The sequence below is a fragment of the Haemophilus parainfluenzae genome (assembly GCF_014931375.1).
GTDB lineage: Bacteria > Pseudomonadota > Gammaproteobacteria > Enterobacterales > Pasteurellaceae > Haemophilus_D.
This window is the reverse complement of the sequence record NZ_CP063117.1, coordinates 1,222,106-1,245,912: the sequence shown is the minus strand read 5'-3', so window position 1 is coordinate 1,245,912 and position 23,807 is coordinate 1,222,106. Positions and strand designations below refer to the sequence as shown.

The 23,807-nt window shown below is 40.6% G+C and carries 18 protein-coding genes, 1 tRNA gene and 1 pseudogene; 5 read left to right on the top strand and 15 right to left on the bottom strand.

All coding sequences use genetic code 11. The features are described from left to right. Positions 1-9: 9 nt before the first annotated feature. The 5 genes from kdsB to INP95_RS06120 are packed head-to-tail and all read right to left on the bottom strand — an operon-like array spanning position 10 to position 6,210. Positions 10-768 carry a 3-deoxy-manno-octulosonate cytidylyltransferase gene (gene kdsB, locus INP95_RS06140; RefSeq protein ID WP_197560338.1) on the bottom strand — a complete coding sequence of 253 codons (759 nt, stop codon included), beginning with the start codon at positions 766-768 and terminating at the stop codon, positions 10-12. A gap of 9 nt (positions 769-777) precedes the next feature. Next, positions 778-957: a Trm112 family protein gene (locus INP95_RS06135; protein WP_197560337.1), complete on the bottom strand. Its 180-nt coding sequence runs from the start codon at positions 955-957 to the stop codon at positions 778-780. A 17-nt stretch (positions 958-974) separates the two neighbouring features. Further along, positions 975-1,955 (bottom strand): tetraacyldisaccharide 4'-kinase, encoded by a 981-nt coding sequence (gene lpxK, locus INP95_RS06130; RefSeq protein WP_197560336.1) that lies wholly within the window; start codon positions 1,953-1,955, stop codon positions 975-977. A gap of 53 nt (positions 1,956-2,008) precedes the next feature. Continuing rightward, the gene (msbA, locus tag INP95_RS06125; protein ID WP_070591245.1) at positions 2,009-3,757 is read right to left on the bottom strand and encodes a lipid A ABC transporter ATP-binding protein/permease MsbA; all 1,749 of its coding nucleotides are present in this window, start codon (positions 3,755-3,757) and stop codon (positions 2,009-2,011) included. Positions 3,758-3,807: 50 nt separating this feature from the next. Further along, on the bottom strand, positions 3,808-6,210 hold the full coding sequence (locus tag INP95_RS06120; protein WP_197560335.1) for a DNA internalization-related competence protein ComEC/Rec2: 2,403 nt from the start codon (positions 6,208-6,210) through the stop codon (positions 3,808-3,810). Between the two features lie 262 nt (positions 6,211-6,472). Here INP95_RS06120 and dksA point away from each other — a divergent pair, with 262 nt between their 5' ends. From dksA to folK, 3 genes are all read left to right on the top strand, one after another. Then, positions 6,473-6,910 carry an RNA polymerase-binding protein DksA gene (dksA, locus tag INP95_RS06115; protein ID WP_049370154.1) on the top strand — a complete coding sequence of 146 codons (438 nt, stop codon included), beginning with the start codon at positions 6,473-6,475 and terminating at the stop codon, positions 6,908-6,910. Between the two features lie 277 nt (positions 6,911-7,187). After that, complete coding sequence (gene pcnB / locus INP95_RS06110) at positions 7,188-8,504, top strand: polynucleotide adenylyltransferase PcnB (RefSeq protein WP_080971717.1); 1,317 nt, start codon at positions 7,188-7,190, stop codon at positions 8,502-8,504. Beyond that, entirely contained in the window at positions 8,504-9,007 is a 504-nt protein-coding gene (gene folK, locus INP95_RS06105) for a 2-amino-4-hydroxy-6-hydroxymethyldihydropteridine diphosphokinase (RefSeq protein WP_197560334.1), read from the top strand. The genes pcnB and folK overlap by 1 nt, the downstream gene beginning before the upstream one ends. A 54-nt stretch (positions 9,008-9,061) precedes the next feature. Here the strand turns inward: folK and dcuC are convergent, their stop codons facing one another. From dcuC to INP95_RS09945, 5 genes and pseudogenes are all read right to left on the bottom strand, one after another. Further along, positions 9,062-10,420, bottom strand: coding sequence for an anaerobic C4-dicarboxylate transporter DcuC (gene dcuC, locus INP95_RS06100; RefSeq protein ID WP_197560333.1), 1,359 nt, complete (start codon positions 10,418-10,420; stop codon positions 9,062-9,064). A 220-nt stretch (positions 10,421-10,640) separates the two neighbouring features. After that, positions 10,641-14,555, bottom strand: coding sequence for an ATP-dependent RNA helicase HrpA (hrpA, locus tag INP95_RS06095; protein ID WP_197560332.1), 3,915 nt, complete (start codon positions 14,553-14,555; stop codon positions 10,641-10,643). Further along, positions 14,552-14,941 carry a DUF423 domain-containing protein gene (locus INP95_RS06090; RefSeq protein ID WP_197560331.1) on the bottom strand — a complete coding sequence of 130 codons (390 nt, stop codon included), beginning with the start codon at positions 14,939-14,941 and terminating at the stop codon, positions 14,552-14,554. The genes hrpA and INP95_RS06090 overlap by 4 nt, the downstream gene beginning before the upstream one ends. After that, complete coding sequence (locus tag INP95_RS06085) at positions 14,942-15,394, bottom strand: DUF441 domain-containing protein (RefSeq protein WP_197560330.1); 453 nt, start codon at positions 15,392-15,394, stop codon at positions 14,942-14,944. Between the two features lie 10 nt (positions 15,395-15,404). Continuing rightward, positions 15,405-15,509, bottom strand: a pseudogene (locus tag INP95_RS09945) (divergent polysaccharide deacetylase family protein); the annotation flags it as partial. 133 nt (positions 15,510-15,642) lie between these two features. On the opposite strand from INP95_RS09945, the gene INP95_RS06080 reads away from it, so the two are divergent. Continuing rightward, the gene (locus tag INP95_RS06080) at positions 15,643-17,547 is read left to right on the top strand and encodes a monovalent cation:proton antiporter-2 (CPA2) family protein (RefSeq protein ID WP_197560329.1); all 1,905 of its coding nucleotides are present in this window, start codon (positions 15,643-15,645) and stop codon (positions 17,545-17,547) included. A 35-nt stretch (positions 17,548-17,582) separates the two neighbouring features. Here INP95_RS06080 and rlmKL read toward each other — a convergent pair whose 3' ends face one another. The 4 genes from rlmKL to mltA all read right to left on the bottom strand — a co-directional run bounded on the left by rlmKL (position 17,583) and on the right by mltA (position 22,881). After that, positions 17,583-19,718, bottom strand: coding sequence for a bifunctional 23S rRNA (guanine(2069)-N(7))-methyltransferase RlmK/23S rRNA (guanine(2445)-N(2))-methyltransferase RlmL (gene rlmKL / locus INP95_RS06075; RefSeq protein ID WP_197560328.1), 2,136 nt, complete (start codon positions 19,716-19,718; stop codon positions 17,583-17,585). Positions 19,719-19,837: 119 nt separating this feature from the next. Then, positions 19,838-20,824: a zinc ABC transporter substrate-binding protein ZnuA gene (znuA, locus tag INP95_RS06070; RefSeq protein ID WP_070868870.1), complete on the bottom strand. Its 987-nt coding sequence runs from the start codon at positions 20,822-20,824 to the stop codon at positions 19,838-19,840. A 168-nt stretch (positions 20,825-20,992) separates the two neighbouring features. Then, positions 20,993-21,754, bottom strand: coding sequence for a tRNA cyclic N6-threonylcarbamoyladenosine(37) synthase TcdA (gene tcdA / locus INP95_RS06065; RefSeq protein ID WP_197560327.1), 762 nt, complete (start codon positions 21,752-21,754; stop codon positions 20,993-20,995). Continuing rightward, positions 21,754-22,881, bottom strand: coding sequence for a murein transglycosylase A (gene mltA, locus INP95_RS06060; protein ID WP_049384451.1), 1,128 nt, complete (start codon positions 22,879-22,881; stop codon positions 21,754-21,756). Before mltA ends, tcdA begins: the two co-directional genes overlap by 1 nt. A 191-nt stretch (positions 22,882-23,072) precedes the next feature. On the opposite strand from mltA, the gene INP95_RS06055 reads away from it, so the two are divergent. Continuing rightward, positions 23,073-23,149: transfer RNA gene (locus INP95_RS06055), tRNA-Met, on the top strand. A 114-nt stretch (positions 23,150-23,263) separates the two neighbouring features. On the opposite strand, the gene INP95_RS06050 is transcribed toward INP95_RS06055, so the two are convergent. Continuing rightward, positions 23,264-23,770, bottom strand: a complete 507-nt coding sequence (locus INP95_RS06050) for a DUF2301 domain-containing membrane protein (RefSeq protein ID WP_197560326.1) — start codon at positions 23,768-23,770, stop codon at positions 23,264-23,266. Positions 23,771-23,807 lie beyond the last annotated feature (37 nt).

The window sequence follows — 23,807 nt, the reverse complement described above, 5'->3', positions numbered from 1 at the left end:
CAGTAAAAACTATGCCAAAATTGACCGCACTTTTTCTAAATCTTCTGCTGTATCCACACCAACAGCAGGGACTTCTTTAGCCAATTCCACGTGAATACGCTCACCATACCACAATACACGGAGTTGCTCTAACTTCTCTAAGTTTTCTAACTGCGTTGGTGCCCATTGCACATATTGTTTAATAAAGCCCGCACGGTAAGCATAAATACCAATATGGCGAAGATACACATCTGCAAGTTGTGCCTTTGAGATATCCTCTAATTGCATAAATTGATCACGATCGTAAGGGATTACTGAACGGGAAAAATACAACACATAGCCATCTTTATCCGTAACGACTTTCACGGCATTTGGATTAAATAACTCTTCCGCTTCATGAATTTTTACCGCAAGCGTTGCCATATTCACGTTAAATTTTGCTAAATTCTCTGCCACTTGACTCACAATAACAGGCGGAATTAACGGCTCATCCCCTTGAATGTTTACAATAATTTCATCATCAGCAATACCAAGCTTAGTTACCACTTCTGCTAAACGCTCTGTACCAGAATTATGCGCTTCTGATGTCATACACACTTCTGCCCCAAAAGCTTTTGCTGCCTTTTCAACTTGTTCGTTATCTGTGGCAATAATTACTCGGCTCGCACCTGATTGTTGAGCTTTCTCAAAAACATGTTGAATCATGGGTTTACCGGCAATATCCGCTAAAGGTTTACCAGGTAAGCGACTCGATGCAAAACGAGCAGGGATAATAACTGTAAATGACATAAGTATTCCTTATTCTTTCAATGTTTCGGCTTTTTCTGCCAACAAAATCGGCACGCCGTGTTCAATAGGATACGCCACTTGCTCAAAAGGGCAAATGAACCGTTGATTTTCTTGATCGTATTTCAATCTTGCCAAACACCGCGGGCAAGCGATCACTTCTAATAATCGAGGATTAAGTTTCTCACGCATATTTCACTCGAATAGAGTTAAACTAAATGACGGATTTTTTCCCACAATTGTGGAAGTTTTTGACCTTGGTTTTCAGCCTCAACAATCTCCGCATCAACTGGAACATACCACCAATTCTCTTTAGCAAAAGCTTGGCATTTTACTGCGTCCTTTTCGGTCATAAAGAGCGGTTGGTTTTCAGCGAGTTTTTCTAATAATTGCGGCTCAAAATGTTGATGATCTTGAAAAGCTTTCGTATTTTCTAAACGAATATTTAAATTTTCCAACATCGTAAAAAAACGTTGAGGATTGCCAATTCCTGCGATGGCTGAACCTTGAGTAAATTCACTTAACAAGCGTTTTTCTGCCGTCACTAAATTAATTGCGTAATGAGGAACCAATTGCATTATGGCATCAGAATAAGCATTTTTTCCGCCATTAGTAATCACAAAGTCCACATTTTTTAAACGACTTGGCAATTCACGCAAAGGCCCTGCTGGTAGCACAAATCCGTTCCCTAAAGCGCGTTCTGCGTCCATCACAACAATTTCAATGTCACGTTGCAACTTATAATGTTGTAATCCATCATCCGAAATAATCAGATCGCAATCCTGTGTTTTCAAAAGTAATTCAATAGCTTGTTGACGATTCGGTGAGATCACAACAGGCACACCTGTTCTTTTGGCAATTAAAACAGGTTCATCGCCACCTTGAACGGGATCTGTTTCTGGTGTAACAAGTAAAGGATAGGTTTTAGATTGGCTACCATAGCCACGAGAAATCACGCCTACACGCAATCCTTGTTTTTGCAACTCTTCAACTAACCAGACAACAACAGGGGTTTTACCATTTCCACCAACAGAAAGATTGCCGACAATAATGACTGGTTTCGGGGATTTATAAGAGGATAAGATATTCAGAGAAAATAGTGCTCGGCGAATTTGGCTAATCAACCAAAATAGCAGTGAAAAAGGAAGAAGCAACCAAGCAAGCTTTGAATTAGAGTACCAAAAAGGCATTTCATTTATCCTATATTGATTTTGGGCGAACACATTGGTTCGCCCTTATTATTTTAGCCGCTAAACTGCATACTGTGTAATTGTTTATACGCACCATCAAGCGCTAATAAATCTTGATGTGTACCACGCTCTTTAATTTCACCGTGTTCAATGACTAAGATTTCATCGGCATTTTCAATGGTTGATAAACGATGGGCAATCACCAATACTGTACGATCTTTTTTCAGCTCTTCTAATGCAGACTGAATCGCTCGTTCAGATTCTGTATCTAATGCCGATGTGGCTTCATCTAAAATTAAAACTGGTGAATTACGTAGTAATGCACGAGCAATCGCTAAACGCTGACGTTGACCACCTGAAAGAGTTGCACCATTCTCACCAATAACGGTATCAAAACCTTGTGGAAGTTTCTCGATAAACTCTAGGGCATAAGCTGCTTTTGCTGCTTCGATAATTTCTTCACGCGTGTATTTATTTTCTGCTGCGTAAGCAATATTATTGGCAATCGTATCGTTAAATAAATGCACTTGTTGAGAAACAACAGAGCAATTCTCACGTAAATTAGATAAACGATAATCTTGAATTCTCACGCCATCTAATAAAATCTCGCCTTCGTCAATATCGTAGAAACGCGTCACCAAATTGGCAATCGTTGATTTCCCCGAACCTGAGCGCCCCACTAATGCCACAGTTTTGCCTGCGGGCACATAGAAAGAGATATTATTTAAGGCTTTTTCTTCCTTACCATCATAAGCAAAACTCACATTTTTAAATTCTAAATCACCTTTTGCGGGTTCGGCTTTATACGTGCCATTATCTTTCTCTGTTTCCAAATCTAAGATCGCAAATAATGTCTGACAAGCCGCCATACCGCGTTGGAATTGTGAGTTCACATTCGTCAAAGATTTTAACGGACGCATCATCGCTAACATGGAAGAAAAAACCACCGTAAAAGAACCCGCTGTTAAATTATGATCAGCAATTAAAGGCGTGGTCGCCAAATAAAGTACCGCAGCTAACGCTAAAGAGGCAATCACTTGCACAACAGGATCTGAAATCGCATCGGCAGTCACCATCTTCATACCTTTACGACGCATATCGTTACTGACTTTATCGAAACGCTCTTCTTCCACTAATTGCCCACCAAAAGAAAGTACCACTTTATGCCCTTTCAGCATTTGTTCCGTTGCAGAGGTTAATTCCCCCATAGAGTCTTGCATATTTTTACTGAGCTTACGAAAAATCTTAGACACCATGCGAATCAGCACTGCAATAATCGGGCCAATCACGAAAAGTACAAGTGTTAATTCCCAACTGGTATAGAGCATCACAACAAGCAACGAAATTAAATAGGCTCCTTCGCGAACAATCGTCACTAATGAGCTAGATGAAGAGTTCGCTATCATTTCTGAATCATAGGTAATACGAGAAAGCAATTTGCCTGTTGAATTACGATCAAAAAAGCTCACTGGCATAAACATTAAATGTTTAAACAAACGGCGGCGCATAATCATCACTACTTTACCGGATACCCACGCCAAGCAATAGCTAGAAATAAAGTTAGTCACACCACGCAATATAATCATGCCAACTACAACAAACGCCATCATTTTCAAGAAAGAATGATCGGCTTTACCAAAACCGTCATCGAGCAAAGGCTTAAGCAGATAAATCAAACCTGAATCAGCCAAAGCATTAAAAATTAAAGCAAAGGCAGCGACTAACAAACCTGATTTAAAAGGTGAAATCATCGGCCATAAACGCTTAAAAGTTTGTGTAGTTGAAAAATCTTTATCTTGCATAGCTTGTCTTACATCATGTTATCTTAAAAAAATTGGCTGCATTGTACCTGTTATTTTGTGGATAATCCAATTACACGGACAAACCAAGGTAAAAAATCTCCTCTCGCCTTTTCAATTTCAATGCCCTTTTCAGTAAAATTTAACCTTATATGACCTGAAATAGCCGTATTTTCGACCGCACTTTGATAACGATTTAATCGTTCAATCACGGTTGGATGAGGAAAATTCCACGCATTCCATCGTCCACTTGAAATTAAGGCTATATCCGGTTTTGTCTGTGCTAGTAAAATTTCTCCAGTTGAAGTTTTACTACCATGATGTCCTACCTGTAACACGTTAATTTTGCCGAGGTTTTCAGCAAAAGATCTTTCTGTTGCCACATCCGCATCACCGGTTAACAGAATCTGATACTGTCCATCCGTGAATAAAATCACGCAAGATTGGGGATTCTCCGCCCTATCTGTTATTTGCGTTGGTGAAAGAACTTTAAAATCAAGCCCTCGCCACTGCCATTGTTTCCCCTGAAGACAAAAAGTGCGGTGCATTTCGCCATAGTTTTTACGAGAAGGTGTAATCAGTTCAATCTCTGGATAGGCGGCTAAAATCGCTTTAGCGCCGCCTGAATGATCGTTATCATCATGGCTTAAAATCAAGGTTTCAAGTTCAATACCTTCTCGTTGAAGATAAGGCAATATTTCTAATTCCGCCATAGAAGAGCTACCTATTCCACTCTGCCAAGCGGGGCCAGTGTCATACAACACACCTTTCCTCTCTTTCACAATTAATGTTGCTAAACCTTGTCCCACATCTAACGTATCTAACTGCCATTTGGGTTTCGTGATATATCGATACCCAAGCGTGCCAATACAAAAACAAAAAATAAAAATGACACTACGAAGCGCTTGTTTATACTCTTCTGGTGATAAGATTTTTGTGCTGTTTAACGTGAAAAATCGACTCGATTTTAACAGTGTATTTTTTGTTTTCCCTTGAGATGCAAAATACAATCCATATAACACTCCGCCAAAAACAAGGCTTAAAAGTGCGGTCAGAATAAGAGATAAATTAATCGAAATCGGAACATACGAGCCTTGGAAAAAACTGAGGCATTGTGTAATACCTTGAGCAATCACATTTGCAAGATGCCAAGAAGAAAATGCACCATGGGTTAATACAGCAAAGAGAATCAATGGCACAAGTAAGAAACTATACAAGGGCACAGCAATTAAATTTGCTAAGAACCCATTTAATGCCAAACCATTAAAAAAGAAAAGCTGAATGGGCGTAAATAAAACCAGCAGCCCAAGCTGCAAATGAAACAAGCCAAAAATCCACCGCACTTTGCTGGATAATTTTTTATGTTGCCACTCTATTATTGATAAGGGAACATATCGGTACCATACAATCAAACAGGTAACAGCACCAACTGAAAGCCAAAAGCTCACCGAAAGTGGCATAAGCGGATCGCAAAACAACAAAAATGCCACTACCAAACACAGCATTTGCGAAGGCGCGTAGTATCGTCGAGAACATTGAAGGATGGCAATAAAAAGCAATGCCATCATTGCACGAAATGTCGGTAAACTAAATCCGGCTAAATAGGCGTAACCTAAGGCAATCAACACGCCAAAGCAAAGCGGAAACCATGGCGAAATAAAGCGTGTTGGTAAGAGTATTTGCAATAATCGAGCAAAGAAAAAGCCTATCCCCATTGCTAAACCGATATGTAACCCTGAAATAGCAATTAAATGTGCTGTATTCGTTTGTTGGTAAATCAGCCACGTTTTATTATCCAGCCAAGCCCGCTCGCCAAATGCCAATGCGATAAGTAAACCTTGTAAAGAAAGACCTTCCGTCTGCTTGAGGCTATTCTGTAAAAAATGTGTGCGGAAAGAAAAATCGTCTCCAATTTTGACCGCACTTTTCACATTCCCTACGGCAATAATTCTTTTGGAAAAATACCATTGCTGTCGATCAAATCCTCCATGATTTAATCTCGCCGAAATAGGACGAAGCTTTACATCTGCTCGCCAAACTTCGCCTAGTTGTGGCTTTTCTAGCGCTTTCCAATTAATAAAAATTTGTTGTGCTTTTCCATCAAATAAAGACGTTATTGCAACCAATGTTTGATAATCTTGCTGATGAAGAATTTCTGAAATGTGAAGATCTAAAGTGATTTTATTCGGTAAACTTGAAATTCTCTCTGCTTGTCCCAATAACGATAAAGCTGGTGAATGCGCATAAGCCAAAGTAATCACAAACAAGATAGTGCTCATGCAAAAATTTCTGGCTTTAAAATAATTGAACCAATGGAAACAAAGTGCGGTCATAACCAACATTAAAATGCTCAACCCTGCCTGTTGCCAAGTGACCAGTAAAAAATCTGGCACAACAAGCAAGGATAAGGCTGAGACAATGAGCATCATGCACAGCTGAAATAGCGTGATTTTCATGTTAAGTATGATTTATAGCGAGAAAGTAAGGCAAACTAGCCTTAACCTCACAGATAAGCAAATAAACATACTGTTTTTTGCGATCACGATCGCAAATTTGAAATTTCTAAGCTAAATTTATTTGCTAAATAGGTGAAGTTCTGCTATTTATATCGCCCTTAAAAAACAGGGTTCTTATGTCAGCTATTTTTTAGCCGATAAGAATCAATCAAAACAACAAGACAGGAAGTCGTTAAAATCTTTACTACATTAGGAGTTATCAATGTCTAAGGCATCTCTAAGTTTGCTGGATTTAGCCGGTGTTACACCTTATCAACCAAAGAAAGGTGAAGAATACATGAATGAAGATCAAATTCTTCATTTCAGAAAAATTTTAACTGCATGGCACGAGCAAATTGTGGAAGAAGCATCAAGAACTGTTGCTCATATGCAAGATGAAGCGTCAAACTTCCCGGATCCAGCTGACCGTGCGACCCAAGAAGAAGAATTCAGTCTTGAATTACGTAACCGCGATCGCGAGCGTAAATTAATGAAAAAGATTGAATACACATTGAAAAAATTGGACACCGATGATTTCGGTTATTGCGATTCTTGTGGGGAAGAAATTGGCATTCGTCGTTTAGAAGCTCGCCCTACTGCTGATCTTTGTATCGATTGCAAAACCCTTGCTGAAATTCGTGAAAAACAAGTCGCAGGTTAATTGATTCAAATAACCCAATGAAAAAGTGCGGTCAAAAACAACCGCACTTTTCGTGTTTTTATCAAATGTGCATTTAACACAGAGAATGGAGTAAATTATTCTTACTTATATAAAAAATTTATTTGGTAAAAAAACTAAAAAAGAAACTGAAACCAATATAAATTCGCCTGTCCCAAAAACGGCGCCAAAAACTGAAAAACCAAAGGTTTCAAAAGCAGAGCGTTCACAACCCAAGATCGCCCCGTCCTCTTCTCACCACAAAAAAACGCACACCCAAGTGCATCGTCACGACAAACATATCGTTAAAGCCTCTCATTTTGGTATTAACCCACGCATGTTTAGCCGTAATGCCATTACCGTGGTAGAAAAATTGCAACGTCAAGGTTATGATGCTTATATCGTTGGTGGTTGTTTGCGTGATTTATTGTTAGGTAAACACCCAAAAGATTTTGATGTGGCAACCAATGCACGTCCCGACCAAATTCAAGCGGTATTCCAACGTCAATGCCGTTTAGTTGGTCGTCGTTTCCGTCTTGCTCATATTATGTTTGGACGCGATGTGATCGAAGTAGCCACATTCCGTGCTAGCCATTCGGATGCGCGCAGCGAAAATCAAGCGAAACAAAGTGATGAAGGGATGTTATTACGTGATAACGTGTATGGCACCATTGAACAAGATGCGGAGCGTCGTGACTTTACCGTAAACGCCCTTTACTACAACCCGCAAGATAATACGTTGCGTGATTACTTCAACGGAATTGATGACCTGAAAAACGGAAAATTACGTCTGATTGGCGATCCTGTAACCCGTTATCAAGAAGATCCTGTGCGTATGCTACGCTCTGTGCGCTTTATGGCGAAATTGGATATGTTCTTGGAAAAACCAAGTGAACAGCCAATTCGTGAGCTTGCGCCATTGCTTAAAAATATTCCACCAGCGCGTTTATTCGATGAAAGCTTAAAATTATTGCAGTCTGGCAATGGCGTAAAAACCTACAAATTACTTCGCCAATATGGCTTATTTGAACAGCTTTTCCCAAGCTTAACGCCTTATTTCACCGAAAAAGAAGACAGCCTTGCGGAACGCATGATTTTAACTTCATTAAATTCAACGGATGAACGTATTGCCGATAAATTACGCATTAATCCAGCCTTTTTATTTGCGGCCTTCTTCTGGTATCCATTACGCGAAAAAGTGGATGTGTTGAAAAATGAAGGTGGCTTAAACAATCACGATGCTTATGCCCTTGCGGGAAATGAAGTGCTTGACCAATTATGCCGATCATTAGCCGCACCTCGTCGTCATACATCCGTCATTCGTGATATTTGGATGTTGCAATTACAACTGCTTAAACGTACCGGTTCTCACCCTGCTCGCACGATGGAACATCAAAAATTCCGTGCAGCCTTTGATTTATTGGCGATGCGTGCTGAAGTGGAAGGTGGCGAAACCGTTGAACTCGCAAAATGGTGGCATGAGTACCAACTCAGCAATCAAGAACAACGTCGCCAATTGGTTCAAGAGCAACAAAAATTGCATCCAGCGCCAAAGAAAAAATATTACCGCAGACGTAAACCTAAGGCGGCTAACTAATGGTTCAAGTATATATCGCCCTTGGCAGCAATTTAAATACGCCGACAGAACAATTAAATTCCGCATTAGAGGCAATTTCTTCGCTGTCTAATACCGAATTAAAATCGGTCAGCGGATTTTATCAAAGTAAACCATTAGGCCCGCAAGATCAACCGGATTATGTGAATGCGGTGGCGATGATCGAAACCACTCGCCCACCTTTAGCTTTGCTCGATGAATTGCAACGTATCGAAAATGAACAAGGTCGCGTGCGTTTACGTCGTTGGGGTGAGCGTACACTGGATTTGGATATTCTGCTTTATGGTGATCAAATCATTCAAAATGAACGCTTAACCGTGCCTCATTACGATATGAAAAATCGCGAATTCGTGATTGTGCCGCTTAATGATATCGCACAAGATTTGGTTTTACCGGAAGGCGAAAAAGTCGCAGATTTGGTGAAAGCCTTTGAACATCATCATATGCATAAAATCAAAAACAGCGAGAAAATTGACCGCACTTAACTCAAAACAAAAGGGCTGATATTCACTATCAGCCCTTCTTTTTTACCTATCAAATTAGGCGGCAACGGAAACAAAGATTTCAGTGCCGATAATCACACAAATAAAACCAACCAACATTGGGACAGACATACGTTTTACGATTTCAAATGGTGAGATTTTTCCCATACCGGATACCGCTACAACCACACCAGAAACCGGTGATAAACCACGACCTAAGTTAGAAGCTTGTAACATTGGAATGGTTAAGAACGCTGGGTTGACGCCCATTTGAGTGGCTAATTTTGGAATTAATTCTGCAAAAGCATAGAACGCCGCGTTACCAGAACCTGTCGCCATAGTGGCTAAAATGGTAATCACCGCAAGCACTAACATCATAAAGAACGCTGAACCACCGAATGATTGTGCAGAGGCGATTAAATTAGTGATAAAGCCGATAGTACTTAAACTTTGCGCAAATACGCCAGCCGCCACTAAAAGCATTACCACGCCCGCAAAGGCATCTGCCATACCGCGATATGCCACAATGAGATTATCGAAGGTTTGTTTTGCGTTAAAGCTACGTAAAAAATCTACCGTAGCAGTAATGATAAAACAAAGCACCATCACGGTAACAATGTGTAAATTTGGTAAACCCCATTTACCGTCAAAAATCAACACGCCAATAATGGGTAATAATGGCAAAATCGCGTAGTAGTTTGGTGCTGTAGTTTTAATGTCATCTGCATTAATGCGTTCTACTTGCACACCTTCTTTTTTATCTAAATAACGCTGCCAGAAGAAGTGTGCTACAGCAATCCCTAAAATCGCAAAAATCGAAACCGGCAATGCGGTGCCAAATGCAAATTCACCTAAAGGAATTTTGGAAATTTCAGCCGAAAGCACCACGTCGCCTGATGTTGGGGAAAGAATAATGGAAATTGGTGACGCACAGATTGCTGCCGCAGCCCCACGAGAAATCCCCACGTTGACCATCACAGGGAATAATGTCGCCATTAATAACACGCCTAAACCTGTTGCAGATGACACGGCAAAAGACATCAAACATGCAAGAAAGTAAGCAAACACCATTAAAATATAAGGTGAACGGATATTTTTCAGTGGTTTTGACACCAATTTCACCACCACATCGTTCGCGCCAAGATGAGTCATGTACACGGAGAAACCACATAACACCATAATCATCAAGCCTAAGCCGCCGCCACGATTACCGAGTAGATATTTCACATATTCTAAAATATCAAAATAGGTGGAACCGGTGCTTTTCACGCCTTCCGGTAAAATCGAATGTCCCATCAGCACTGAAATGAATAACAATACCAAGCCACCGAACATCAATACGCCGGTCGCTGAATAGCCTTTCACGATATAATATGCCACCAAGACAATGGCAATCAAACCTATAATCAGATCCATAATTTACCTCTTTATTAAAATAATAATATCAGCAAGATAGCGATTGAATTGGCAGTTGTAAATCAGTTCAATACGAAAATTTGAGGTAGATCACAAAAAGATTTTTGGGAGAAAGTGCGGTTGGTTTTGGAAATGTTTTAAATCTGAAAAATAGTAATGCTTTCAAAAGAAAAATGATAGCGTAAGTACAACTTTACGCTATCATCACTATGGCGTTATTCTATTTGAACTGTTCAATCAAATTCAAAATCCGCTTATCCGACACCTGATACTTTGTGCCTAATTGCTGCGCAAATAAACTCACACGCAATTCCTCAATCATATAGCGAATTTCCGCGACTTCATCGGAAATTGGTTTAGATTTCGGCAGTTTAGCCAGCAATTGTTGGTAAGCTTGTTGTACTTGTTCTACGCGTAGCATAGCCGCACGGTCTCGATTTATATCTTGAGCCAGTTTATCAATACGTTTATCAACGGCTTGCAGATAGCGCTGTAAATCTGGTAGGCGATCATAACCGCTCTTTTGCACAAAACCTGGGTAAATCAGCCCGCTTAATTGCGCCTTAATATCAGAAAACGCAAAGGCCATGGTGAAATCCATTTTACCTTTTAAACGTTGGTTTAAGGCATGATTGAGAGAGAGGATTTGCTCCACTTTCTGTGCGATATCCACGGTCACTTCATTAAGGTTTTCTCGCACGAAATCACGTAGTTTTTCAAAGCCTGCTTCATCCCAAACAAACCCGCCAAAATCGGCAATCAGTTTATCCACCGCACAAGCGATACAGTCATCAATCAAATCCAACACACGACCGAACGGGGTAAAATACAGACCTAATTTAGCCTTATTCGGCAATTTTTCATGCAGATATTTAATTGGTGACGGAACATTGAGCAATAACAAACGGCGTAAACCTTGTTGCATCGCCACCGCTTGCTCAAATTCTGTTTCAAACAGTTTAATGCCTACCGCATCTTTTTCATCTACGATGGCTGGGAACGCTTTGACGCTGAAACCACGTTGTTTTTGTTCGTAGCATTGTGGTAAATCTGCAAAGCTCCAAATATGCAGCCCGCTTTGCTCAATGCCATCATCTGCCACAGCAGAAATACTTTCCTGCACTCGATCTTTTAAGTTGAATTTTAGCTCATCCAAATTCATGGATTCGGCAATTTTCTTGCCGTTCTCATCCACCACACGGAAAGTCATTTTCAAATGGCTTGGAATTTGTTCCCAATTCCAATGTTCCGCTTCTACGGTAACGCCCGTCATACGACGTAATTCATAAATCAGCGTATCTAATAACGGTTTTTCCAACGGCACGGCGCGACTTAAAAAAGCTTGGGCATAATTAGGTGCCGGCACAAAATTACGGCGATAAGATTTCGGCAGAGATTTAATCAGCGCAATCACCAATTCTTCACGCAAACCTGGAATTTGCCAGTCAAAGCCTGTCATTTCCACTTGGTTGAGCAATGGCAATGGAATATGCACGGTCACACCATCTGCATCGGTACCCGGTTCAAATTGATACGTCAGTTTGAGTTTCAAATTGCCTTGATGCCAGAAATTCGGGAAATCCAGCTTGCTCACTTGTTCCGCATCATCATTAATCAAGAATGAACGTTCAAAATTAAGCAATTCCGGATCTTTTTGCTGCGCCTTTTTCCACCAGGTATCAAAATGTTTTTGGGAAACCACTTCCGTACCAATACGCTGATCGTAAAATTCAAAAAGCGTGCGATCATCCACCAAAATATCGCGGCGGCGGCTTTTATGTTCTAACTCTTCTACTTCTCGAACGAGTCGTTGATTTTCTTTGAAGAATTTATGTTTGGTATTCCAATCCCCTTCCACTAAGGCAGATTGAATAAAGATCTCACGGCTTACCGTTGGATCAATAGCACCGTAATTCACTGGTCGTGCTGCCACAATCGGCACACCGTAAAGCGTGACTTTTTCATCAGCAATCACAGTGCCACGAGATTTTGACCAACGCGGTTCTGAATAGGATTTTTTTATTAAATGCTCGGCAAGTGGCTCAATCCATTCTGGCTCGATTTCCGCCACCATACGCCCCCAAAGTTTGGAGGTTTCCACTAACTCTGCCGCCATCACCCATTTCGGTTGTTTTTTGAAAAGCACAGAATTGGGGAAAATTGCAAAATGGGCATTACGTGCGCCAAGATATTGTTGTTTCTCCGCTTCTTTTAAACCGATATGAGAAAGCAAACCACTTAAAAGTGCGGTATGAATTTGCTGATATTCTGCTTTTTCGGAATTAATCGGCAAGCCCATTTCACGCACAGTTAAACGAATTTGATGATAAATATCCTGCCATTCACGAATACGTAAATAATTTAAGAAATCCTTTTGGCATTGGCGACGGAATTGGTTTTTACTCAATTCTTTTTGTTGTTCTTGTAGATAACGCCAAAGATTGAGGAAAGCCAAGAAATCTGATTTTTTATCCGCAAAACGACGATGTTTTTCATCGGAAGCTTGCTGTTTTTCTTGTGGACGCTCGCGCGGATCTTGAATGGATAACGCGGCAACAATAATCATCACTTCATGTAACGCACCTTGTGAGACTGCGCTCAGCAACATTTTCGCTAAACGTGGATCCACAGGGAGTTGAGATAATTGACGACCTGCAGCCGTTAATTGACGTTTCTCGCCCGCTTTGGTGCGAACCAGTTCAAACGCACCTAATTCTTCCAACAGTTTTATACCATCTTGAATATGGCGTTTATCCGGTGCATCAACAAATGGGAACGCTTCAATATCATCCAAACCCAACGCTGTCATTTGTAAAATAACGGAGGCTAAATTGGTACGTAAAATTTCAGGATCGGTAAACTCTGGACGAGAATTAAAATCCTCTTCCGAATATAAACGAATACAAATCCCTTCGCTCACACGACCACAACGACCTTTACGCTGATTAGCAGATGCCTGTGAAATAGGTTCAATCGGTAAACGTTGTACTTTGGTGCGATAACTATAACGGGAAATTCGTGCAGTACCTGGGTCAATCACATATTTAATGCCCGGCACGGTCAATGAGGTTTCTGCGACGTTGGTCGCCAACACGATGCGATTTAATCCGCTCGGATGGAAGATTTTATTTTGTTCTTGCGCAGACAAGCGTGCAAAGAGCGGTAGAATTTCCGTGTGTTTTAGATTTTGTTTTTGTAAAGCTTCGGCGGTATCGCGAATTTCACGCTCACCGTTCATAAAGATCAAGATATCGCCCCGACCTTCTGCTTGCAGTTCATCCACCGCGTTAAGAATGCCTTGTAGCTGATCTTGATCGTCTTCTTCCACTACGGGTCGATAACGTACTTCAACAGGGTAGGTTCTGCCCGAGACTTCAATAATCGGGGCATTGTTAAAGTGTTTAGAAAAACGTTCCACATCAATAGTCGCGGATGTGATGATAAGTTTTAAATCACGACGACGTGGTAAAAGCTGTTTCAGATAACCGAGAATAAAATCGTTATTTAGGCTACGTTCGTGGGCTTCATCGATAATCAAACAAGAATATTGATTGAGAAAACGATCGTTTTGAATTTCTGCTAGCAGGATCCCGTCGGTCATCAATTTGATTTGTGTATCATCACTGATTTGATCGTTAAAACGAACCTTATAACCGACTAAACCGCCAAGTTCCGTTTCCAGCTCTTCCGCAATACGTGCCGCCACCGAACGAGCAGCAATACGGCGTGGCTGGGTATGACCAATCATGCCCAAATTGCCGAAACCTAATTCCAAACACATTTTCGGCAATTGGGTGGTTTTACCCGACCCCGTTTCCCCTGCCACCACAATAACCTGATGTTCAGAAAGCAGTTTTTGAATTTCTGCTTTGCGTTGGCTAACGGGCAAACTCTCTGGAAAAATGATGGGATTTTGCACCGCACTTTTACGATTTTCTACACGTAATTGAGCCTGTTCAATCTGCAGCTGGATTTCTGCGGCAACGGCTTGTTGTGCCTCTGGGCTTTTAATTTTTCCAATACCATGAATGCGGGCAGATAAACGACGTTGATCCACCAGCATAATATCGTTTAGTTTCGAAAAGAGAGATTGTTGTATCGGATTTAATTCACGTTTGACTGATTTGTTCTTCATACTGATTTACTTTTAAAACCACCGTAAGCCAAGCAAAGCCAACCAATTAAAAAGAGCGTGCCTCCAATCGGTGTCACCCAAACGAGGAATTTGCCTGCACCAAGTGCAAGTGCATAAAGGCTGCCACTAAAAAGAAGAATGCCGTACGCCCAAGCCCCTGCAGCGAAATTAGCCATTTTATTTACAACCAATGATTCACGGCATAATTGCAAAATGCCAATCGCTAAAATCGCAATGGTGTGGAACATTTGATATTTCACACCCGTTTCAATCCAGGCTAATTCTTTAGGTTCTAAAACCTTGCTTAATCCATGTGCCGCAAAAGCACCAATCGCCACACACAAAAAACCGCTTAATCCCGCGATAAATAACCATTTGTTTTTCATTTAAAATTTTCCTATTAATACCGATAAAATCCCTGCAGCGATGAGAGGTCCCACCGGAATACCGCCTAAGAAAGATACACCAATAATCGTACCAATTAATAACCCTGTGACTAAAACAGGTTGTTCACTCATTAATGGCACGCCTTTCCCCGCGAGCCATGCGACTAATATTCCCGTTGCAATCGACACCCCCATTTTCCAGTTTAAAAATGAACTTAAATCTGGAAACTGAATTTTTCCCGACACTAACGGTGCAAGAACACCAATCGTTAAAATGATGATCCCAATTTTGACACCGTATTGTTCGAGTATAGGAATGTATTTGGATAATAAGGTTTGCTGCATAATTAACAGCACAGCGGCTGAGATGGTAATCGCGCTATTTTGGCTAATTAAACCTAAAACAATTAAGAAAACCAATAGCAACGCGACCATATTGAATTGTAATGTCATAATACCTCTAAAGTGCGGTCAAAAAAAACGTAGGTTTTTCAACGTTGGCTTTGCCAACGGCCCCACAAGGGGTGAACAAGCGAACGAGTGAGCTTGTGAATAAAAAACTGACCATTTTTATGCGTGTAAAGTTTTTGTAAATTATACCAATTTCTTGCTTTTCTGTGTTTTTTATTTAGTGAAAAAAGGCTAGAATACAACTCAACTTTCTTCTCATACTCCCTGTTTTTACTAAGGTTTTTTGCCCTATGTCGAATGTCGTCAGCCCTGAATTAATTAAAACTGTTGTCCTGCTTGCTACCAGTGTCACTATCGTGCCACTTTTTAAGCGTATTGGCTTAGGTAGCGTGTTGGGTTATTTAGTGGCAGGCTGTTTAATTGGACCTTCCGTATTTAGTTTTATTAAAGATGCGGAATCAGTGCTACATATGGCAGAACTCGGCGTAGTCATGTTCTTATTTATTATCGGCTTAGAAATGCACCCCGAACGATTATGGGCAATGCGAAAAGCTATTTTCGGGCGAGGTCTTTTACAAGTCGGGCTATGTGGTGTTCTGCTTACCTTTGCTGGTATCTATATTTTAAATCTTCCTAAAGAGGTCGCATTTATTGCGGGTATGGGCTTTACCCTTTCTTCCACCGCTATTGTTATGCAGGTATTAGAAGAACGCGGGATTACGAATACACCAAAAGGCCAACGCGTTATTTCTACCTTAATTTTTGAAGATTTATCCATTGTGCCATTATTGGCTTCTATTGCCTTTTTAACGCCTGAAACCAAACATATTGAACATCACACAAACTGGACATCTATTGCTATTGCACTCGGTGCCGTTGTCGGTTTAGTGGTTGCGGGTAAATGGTTAATGAACCCAATTTTCCGTTTGATTTCCAAAGCTCATATTCGCGAAATGATGACAGCTGCCGCCTTACTTGTGGTGTTAGGTGCTGCATTAGCCATGGAAGCGAGTGGCCTTTCAATGGCGATGGGCGCATTCGTTGCGGGTGTAATGCTTTCAGAATCCGCATTCCGCCACCAATTAGAAGCCGATATTGAACCATTCCGTGGTTTATTGCTTGGTCTCTTCTTTATGGGCGTGGGAATGTCGCTTGACCTCAGTTTAGTCTTCAATGATGCGGTTTGGTTGTTAGGTATTGTATGCCTTTACATCGTCGGCAAAGCCTTAGCCGTTTATACCGTGGCACGTATTACAAAACTAGACCGCACCGAATCAGTTGGGCGAATGACCATTATGGCGCACGGTGGTGAATTTGCATTCGTACTCTTCTCTGCTGCGACGACTGCAGGCGTGATGACAAAAGATCAAAATGCGACTTTTACTGCAGCTGTCATTATTTCGATGCTATTCTCCCCATTGATTGGTTTATTGATGCGTAAAATTAACCAACGCAAATCAGCGAATCAAGAGGAAAAAGTCGATACTAGCGATCTTGATCCAATTGTGGATTTAGAAGATAGCGTGCTCGTGATTGGTTTTGGTCGTTTCAGCCAAATCGTGTGTCAATCGCTTCTGGTTCGTGGCATTAACGTCTCGGTGATTGACCGTAACATCGAAAACATCCGTGCGGCAGCGAAATTCGGTTTTAAAGTTTATTACGGTGACGGTGTTCGCCTTGATGTTTTACGTGCAGCGGGTATCGAAAAAGCCAAATGTGTTGTCATCGGGATTAACGATACACAACGTATTGAAAACATCGTTCAGAATTTGAAAGATGCTTATCCGAAACTCCCAATTTTGGCGCGAACTTATGACCGCCAAACAACCGTGAGTCTTATTAAGCAAGATGTAGACTTTATCGTGCGTGAAACCTTTGAATCTGCATTGACGCTCAGTCGTGCAACACTAATGCAATTAGGTATCAATAAAATTGAAGCTGATGAGGTCATTGCTGAAGTTCGTTACTTAGATCAAGAACGATTGAATGAAGAAGTTTTACATGGTTTTTCTACAGACATCATTCGAAAATATTGGATGCCAAAACCTTTCGTTAAACCACATTCTGATGCTGAAGCACTCAATGAAGAAACGGCTGAGATCTTAGAAAAAGAAGATGACACCAATGACGAAGCAGTGGTTGAAATCCTTCTTCATGATGATTCAGAAACAGAGAAACAAAAAGAAGTTGAATAATAAAAAAGCCCGATAAATCATTATCGGGCTTTTTTTTAAGCTTTCATTGTCACAAACCAGCAATTATGGATTTGTTTATTACGCTCAAAATCAAGCGGTAAGGTTTTAGCTGAAATTTCGACCGCACTTAATCCCAATTCATCTAACGCCTCAAAATCCATTTTAAAACCACGTTTATTGTTCGAGAACACGATGGTGCCGTTAGAGCGTAAAATACGTTTAAGATTACGCATCAATTTGATGTGATCACGTTGTACATCCCAACTATCTTCCATACGTTTAGAATTCGAGAATGTTGGCGGATCCACGAAAATTAAATCAAACTGGCGATCACATTTCTCTAACCACTGCAAACAATCTGCTTGTATGAGCTTGTGCTGCTTGCCTTCAATATCATTTAAAATCAGGTTTTGTTCTGCCCAGTTTAAATAGGTGTTAGACATATCCACGGTCGTCGTCGATTTTGCCCCGCCTAATGCCGTATGCACTGTTGCGGAACCGGTATAAGCAAAAAGATTGAGGAAATCTTTGCCTTTTGCCATTTCGCCAAGCATTTTACGGGTTAAGCGATGATCTAAAAATAATCCTGTATCCAAGTAATCCGTCAAATTCACCCAAAGCTGAGCGCCGTATTCATTCACATAGAAATATTCGCCTTTATTGGCCAATTTTTCATATTGATTCGTACCTTTTTGTTTTTGACGCACTTTCAAAATCAGTTTATTGGTTTCAATACCAGTGACTTGCAAGGTTGCAGTCACTGCATCTAATAAACGTTGACGCGCTTTATTTTCATCAATATTTTTGGGTGCGGCATACTCTTGCACCACAATATGATCACCATAACGATCCACTGCCACGTTATATTCCGGTAAATCGGCATCATATAAACGATACGCATCAAGACCTTGCTGCTTCGCCCATTTTTCAATTTTCTTGATATTTTTCTGCAAACGATTCGCAAAATCCACCGCTACCGTTGAAGTGCGGTCAAATTCAAGCGGATTTTCAGCCACACTTTCTTTACGTTCTGAAATTTGATAATTCTTCTGAACACAATCTAACGGACCGTTTTTTGCTTTAAATTGACGATGTGAACGCATACGCAAACAATCAAGCAACGTAGATTCACTACTGAAAATCGACGCATTCCAACCACCAAATTCATTTTTAAGACGTTGCCCAAAGACTGAATATAGTGCAATCAAAGCAGGAGTTGTACCTAAACGCTCACCGTAAGGTGGGTTACAAATCACTGTTCCCACTTCATCTGGACTTGGATTTTTTAATGCGGCGACATCACCTTGTTTCCAGTGAATTAAGTGTGCTACGCCTGCATTTTGTGCGTTCTTTTGCGCTTTTTTCAGAACGCGATGATCGAGATCGAAGCCATAAAAATGCGGTTTTAGATTTTGATTAAAATAAGCTTCAGCTTGCTGTACCGCTTCTGCTTTCACCTCATCCCAAGCATCTTGATTATGCCCTTTCCAGCAATCAAAGCCCCAATGTAAACGATGTAATTGCGGTGCAATTTGTGCTTCCATTTGTGCAGCTTCGATTAACAAAGTACCCGAACCGCACATTGGATCCACTAATGGTGTCCCTTTTTTCCAACCTGAACGAAGCACTATCGCAGCGGCTAAGGTTTCACGTAAAGGCGCTTGGCCTGTATCTTCACGATAGCCACGTAAATGCAATGCTTCGCCACTTAAATCGAGTGAAACGACGAGTTCTTCTTTATTTAAATAAGCATGAATTCGCACATCTGGATAGTCTTTATCCACATTTGGACGCGCTTTCCCTTGGCGTTCAAAATAATCCACAATGGCATCTTTCACTCGCATCGCACCAAATTGGGTGTGACGAATTTCTTGGTTTGTCCCATTGAAATCAACAAAAAATGTGGCTTTCTCATCAAAATAACTTAACCAATCCTGCCCTGTCACAATTGAATACAAGTCTAAATCACTATATACCTTTCCATTTACAATCGGTAACAAAATACGCGAAGACAAACGTGACCATAATAAGCTGCGATAAAGTGTTTCATCATCAGCCTGAAAATGTACGCCGCCTTGTGCAATTTTACATTCCGTTGCACCAAGCTCTGTGAGTTCGACTTTTAATAGTTCTTCAAAACCACGGGCAGTTGTGGCAAATAGTTGTTTCATGTGTTTTCTCGATAGGGAAAAATTGGGCGAATTATAGCACGAAAGTGCGGTTAAATTTGGGGATATTTCAAGAATATTCCCCCTCTTTTATAAAGAGGGGGTAAGGGGGAGATTTTTGATTATTTACTTAAACATTGAGCATAGCTATCAGCGGTGGCTTGAAGGAAATTCGCATAGGAATTTGGACCAAGCTGTACGTTATCACCAATAGGATCTAAACGACCAACATTAACTTTTGTACTTTGCGCAAGCGTATCAATCACTTTTGGTGTGAATTGAGGCTCCGCAAAAAGACAATTTACACGATGTTCTTCAATTTCTTCTTTGATGTGAGCAATGGTTTTTGCACCAGGTGCCACTAATGGATTAATGGTGAAATAACCGGTTTGATTTAAACCATAAGCATCGTTGAAATAGCTATAAGCATCATGGAATACAAAGAAGCCTTTATCTTTGAGTGGGGCTAATTGCGCTTTGATCTTATCGCTTTGCTCGGTCAAAGTGCGGTTAAAATCGGCTAAGTTTTTCGCGATGAGCTCTTTTTTATCCGGATATTGTTCCGTTAATTTATCCGCCACTTTTTGTGCCACAATTTGGCTGATGGCTGGTGAATACCATAAGTGCCAGTTCACGCTTAACCCATTTTCATCTACATCGTGGTGGTGATGCTCATGGTCATGGCCATGCTCGTGCTTATGATCGTGTCCATGCTTATGATCATGCCCGTGCTCATCTTCATCGCCTTCATGATAATGTTCATGATGGACCTTGCTTAAAAGCGGTTTAATTTCTGGAATCTCAGAAATATTGATGATTTTTTTGCTATCAATTTGGCTAATTGGTTTTGCTAAGAAAGCATCAATATCTTCACCAACCCAAACCACTAAATCCGCCGATTTCACTTTTTGCACATCTGAAAGCTTTAAGCTGTAATCATGTGGAGAAGCACCTGCTGGCACTAAAATTTGCGTATCTGTTACACCATTAGCAATAGACGATGTAATAAAACCGAGGGGTTTCACGGATGCCAATACATCTGCATTTGCCATCATTGGAAGCGTTAAAAGTGCGGTAGAAATTGCACTCATTTTTAATACTTGTTTCATTTTTGTTTCCTTACTTTTATTGGGAATTATTCTCAAAGCCAACATAGACTACGCCTTTTTGATAAAATTGCAACATTTCAAATTAAAAAAATGAAGTGATATTTCTTCATCTTATTGAATACTTTTATTCATAAAGAAAAAGCAACGTTTTCACGTTGCTTCATTTCTTTATTTTAATAACTTGTCTATTACCCTGGAAACGGCAAAAAATCCAAAAGTTGCAGTTATCATGGTTGCTGCACCAAAGCCATTTGCACAATTCATGGTGGCTGATACTTCACAGCCCTCGCCCATTTTAGGGAAAATCAGAGGCTGACTGGAAAACACAGCATCAACTGCGAACTTACGTTGTGGATTTTGGCTAAAATTAAAATCCTTACGTAAAACTGACCGCACTTTCGCCAATAATGGATCTTGGATCGTTTTGCTTAAATCAGCAATTTGGATTTTGGATGGATCTGTCTGACCACCTGCGCCACCAATAGTGATAATCTTGATTTTATTACGTTTGCAATAGGCAATCATCGCCGCTTTGATTTTCACATTATCAATGGCATCAATGACATAATCATAACCGCGATTTAAATACTCTGCTTGATTATCCGGTGAAATGAAATCATCGATAATATTCACCGCACATTCTGGGTTAATCAGCTTAACGCGCTCTGCCATTACTTCCGTTTTAAGCTTGCCAATATTGCCGCTTAATGCAGGAAGCTGACGATTAATATTGGTGACACAAATATCATCCATATCAATCATGGTGATCTGCCCTACGCCACTTCGCGCAAGCGCTTCCACTACCCACGAACCTACGCCGCCAATACCAATAACGCACACATGAGTCTGACGCAAACGCGCCAAGCCTTCTGGGGTATAAAGGCGACCAATGCCGCCAAAACGTTGTTCGTAGTTATCGACACGAGCCATTATTGTAGTACCCAAACGCGTCCATAGTGTTTTGATAAACCCGCGATATGGCCTGCTTGATCACCAATACCACGATATAAGTCAAAGTGGTGACCATTTACCGCGCCGCCCACATCAAGTGCCACCATTAAGTGTAATTTGTGCGTGCCCATCCAGTTACCATCATTATCAATATCTGGCACTTCAACCAATAATACGGTACCAGAAGGAATGACATTGCGATCAGAAGCAACTGCTGCCATAGGTACTAAAGGCACGCCTGCAGAACCTTTCACTTCACCTGTTGGATCGTTTTTAAAGAAAACATAAGATGGATTACGTTCTAACAATTCTCGTACTCGAGATGGGTTTGCTTTCCCCCATTCACGAATCGCTTGGATAGACATTTTTTCTTTTGGAATTTCACCATCTTCTACCAACAAACGCCCAACAGCTTGATATTTATAGCCATTTTGGCCAGCATAGGCTAAATAATTTAAATTGCCATCACCGTAATCAACATAGCCACTACCCTGCACGCCTAATAAGAAGTTATCCATCATTGAATCACTGTAAGCGAGCTCTAAGCCTTGTCCTGCCAATGCACCATTATAAATTTCTGCTCGGCTATAACGTTTATAGCTTGGCATCGCATAAATTGGGTGTTGATATTGACCTTGTGCAGTACGGCGTGCATGAATCACAGGTGAATAATAACCTGTCATTAACACGTTTTGATAACCATCAAAACCTTTCATAATCTGTGGGTTAATGCCGTATTGTGCTAATTCATTCACATTGGCTCCTGCAAGTACCCAGTTAGTGATTTTGCCATAATTAGCAGCAAAGCGATTTGTTAATGAACTTGAATAATCACGAACATTCGTCAACTGCGTTAAAAAATCACCTTGGTTTACAACCGCACCTTTGTTCTCCACGGATGCCACTGGGCTTAAAATAGCTTGTTGATAATTACGTCCACTATACTTTGCCCCAAATTTTTGTGGATCATCGCCTGTCGCAGTACGCGGCAAGCTAGAATTATTTTTTGAAGAGACTTTACTTGGTGCTGAACCACATGACGCAAGCACCGAAACTGCCGCCATTACAGAGAGTATTTTTACGGCGAGATTTTGACGAAATTTCATTCTCATTTTCCTAAATTAAACTAACTAATACAAAGTTGCATACGCTATCAAAAATTCCCTTTTAGGACTAGCACTATTTCATAAAATGATTAATTAATATTCACATTGTTTATTTTCTTAACAAACGGAAAGTCAAATTCAGTTTAAATCTTGCAATAATTTTTGAAACGAGTATATTACGCGCCATCAGACGCGGGGTGGAGCAGCTTGGTAGCTCGTCGGGCTCATAACCCGAAGGCCGTCGGTTCAAATCCGGCCCCCGCAACCAAATTACAAAGCACCGAAATTTCGGTGCTTTTTTCGTTTTTAGATAAAGATAAAATTGAATCGAAATAAAAAGGCACAACCTCCTGAAACATTATGCCTTTATCTATCAATCTTATTAGATTTGATACTTTGTCTTATCACCGATATCAAAATGCAATGGCATTCGCCATTTTTGAACAGCAAGAATTAATAATAATCCGCCGACAATCAACGATAAAATTCGAGCAATCCAACCACTCTCAAATACCCAAGCAAACCAAAGTGCGGCGACAAATGCAGGTTGTAAATTTAATAGCGGTACTCTAAAACAGAAGTATTCTTTAAAACATAAACCGCCCAGTGTGACTAATGCACCACCTAACGCTAATTCATGCCAACCTAAAAGCGCACATAAGAGTGCAAGCCACGTGGCAAATTGAAATGTTAAGCGGAAATGCTTTAAATAAATATGAAGCGATGATGCACAACAAGTTGCTGCAATCAATACGCCAATTTGAGCCTGTTGAGGATACCAAGTTAAAGCCAAGATGCTAAATGCCGCAATCACAAAGCCTGTGCGATAAATAATGACGGTGAGTTTATCCCAAACATCCATTGGAGATTCAATATGTGGATCAGCCATGCTATTTCCTTATTTTTGATGATAAAAAGTGCGGTCA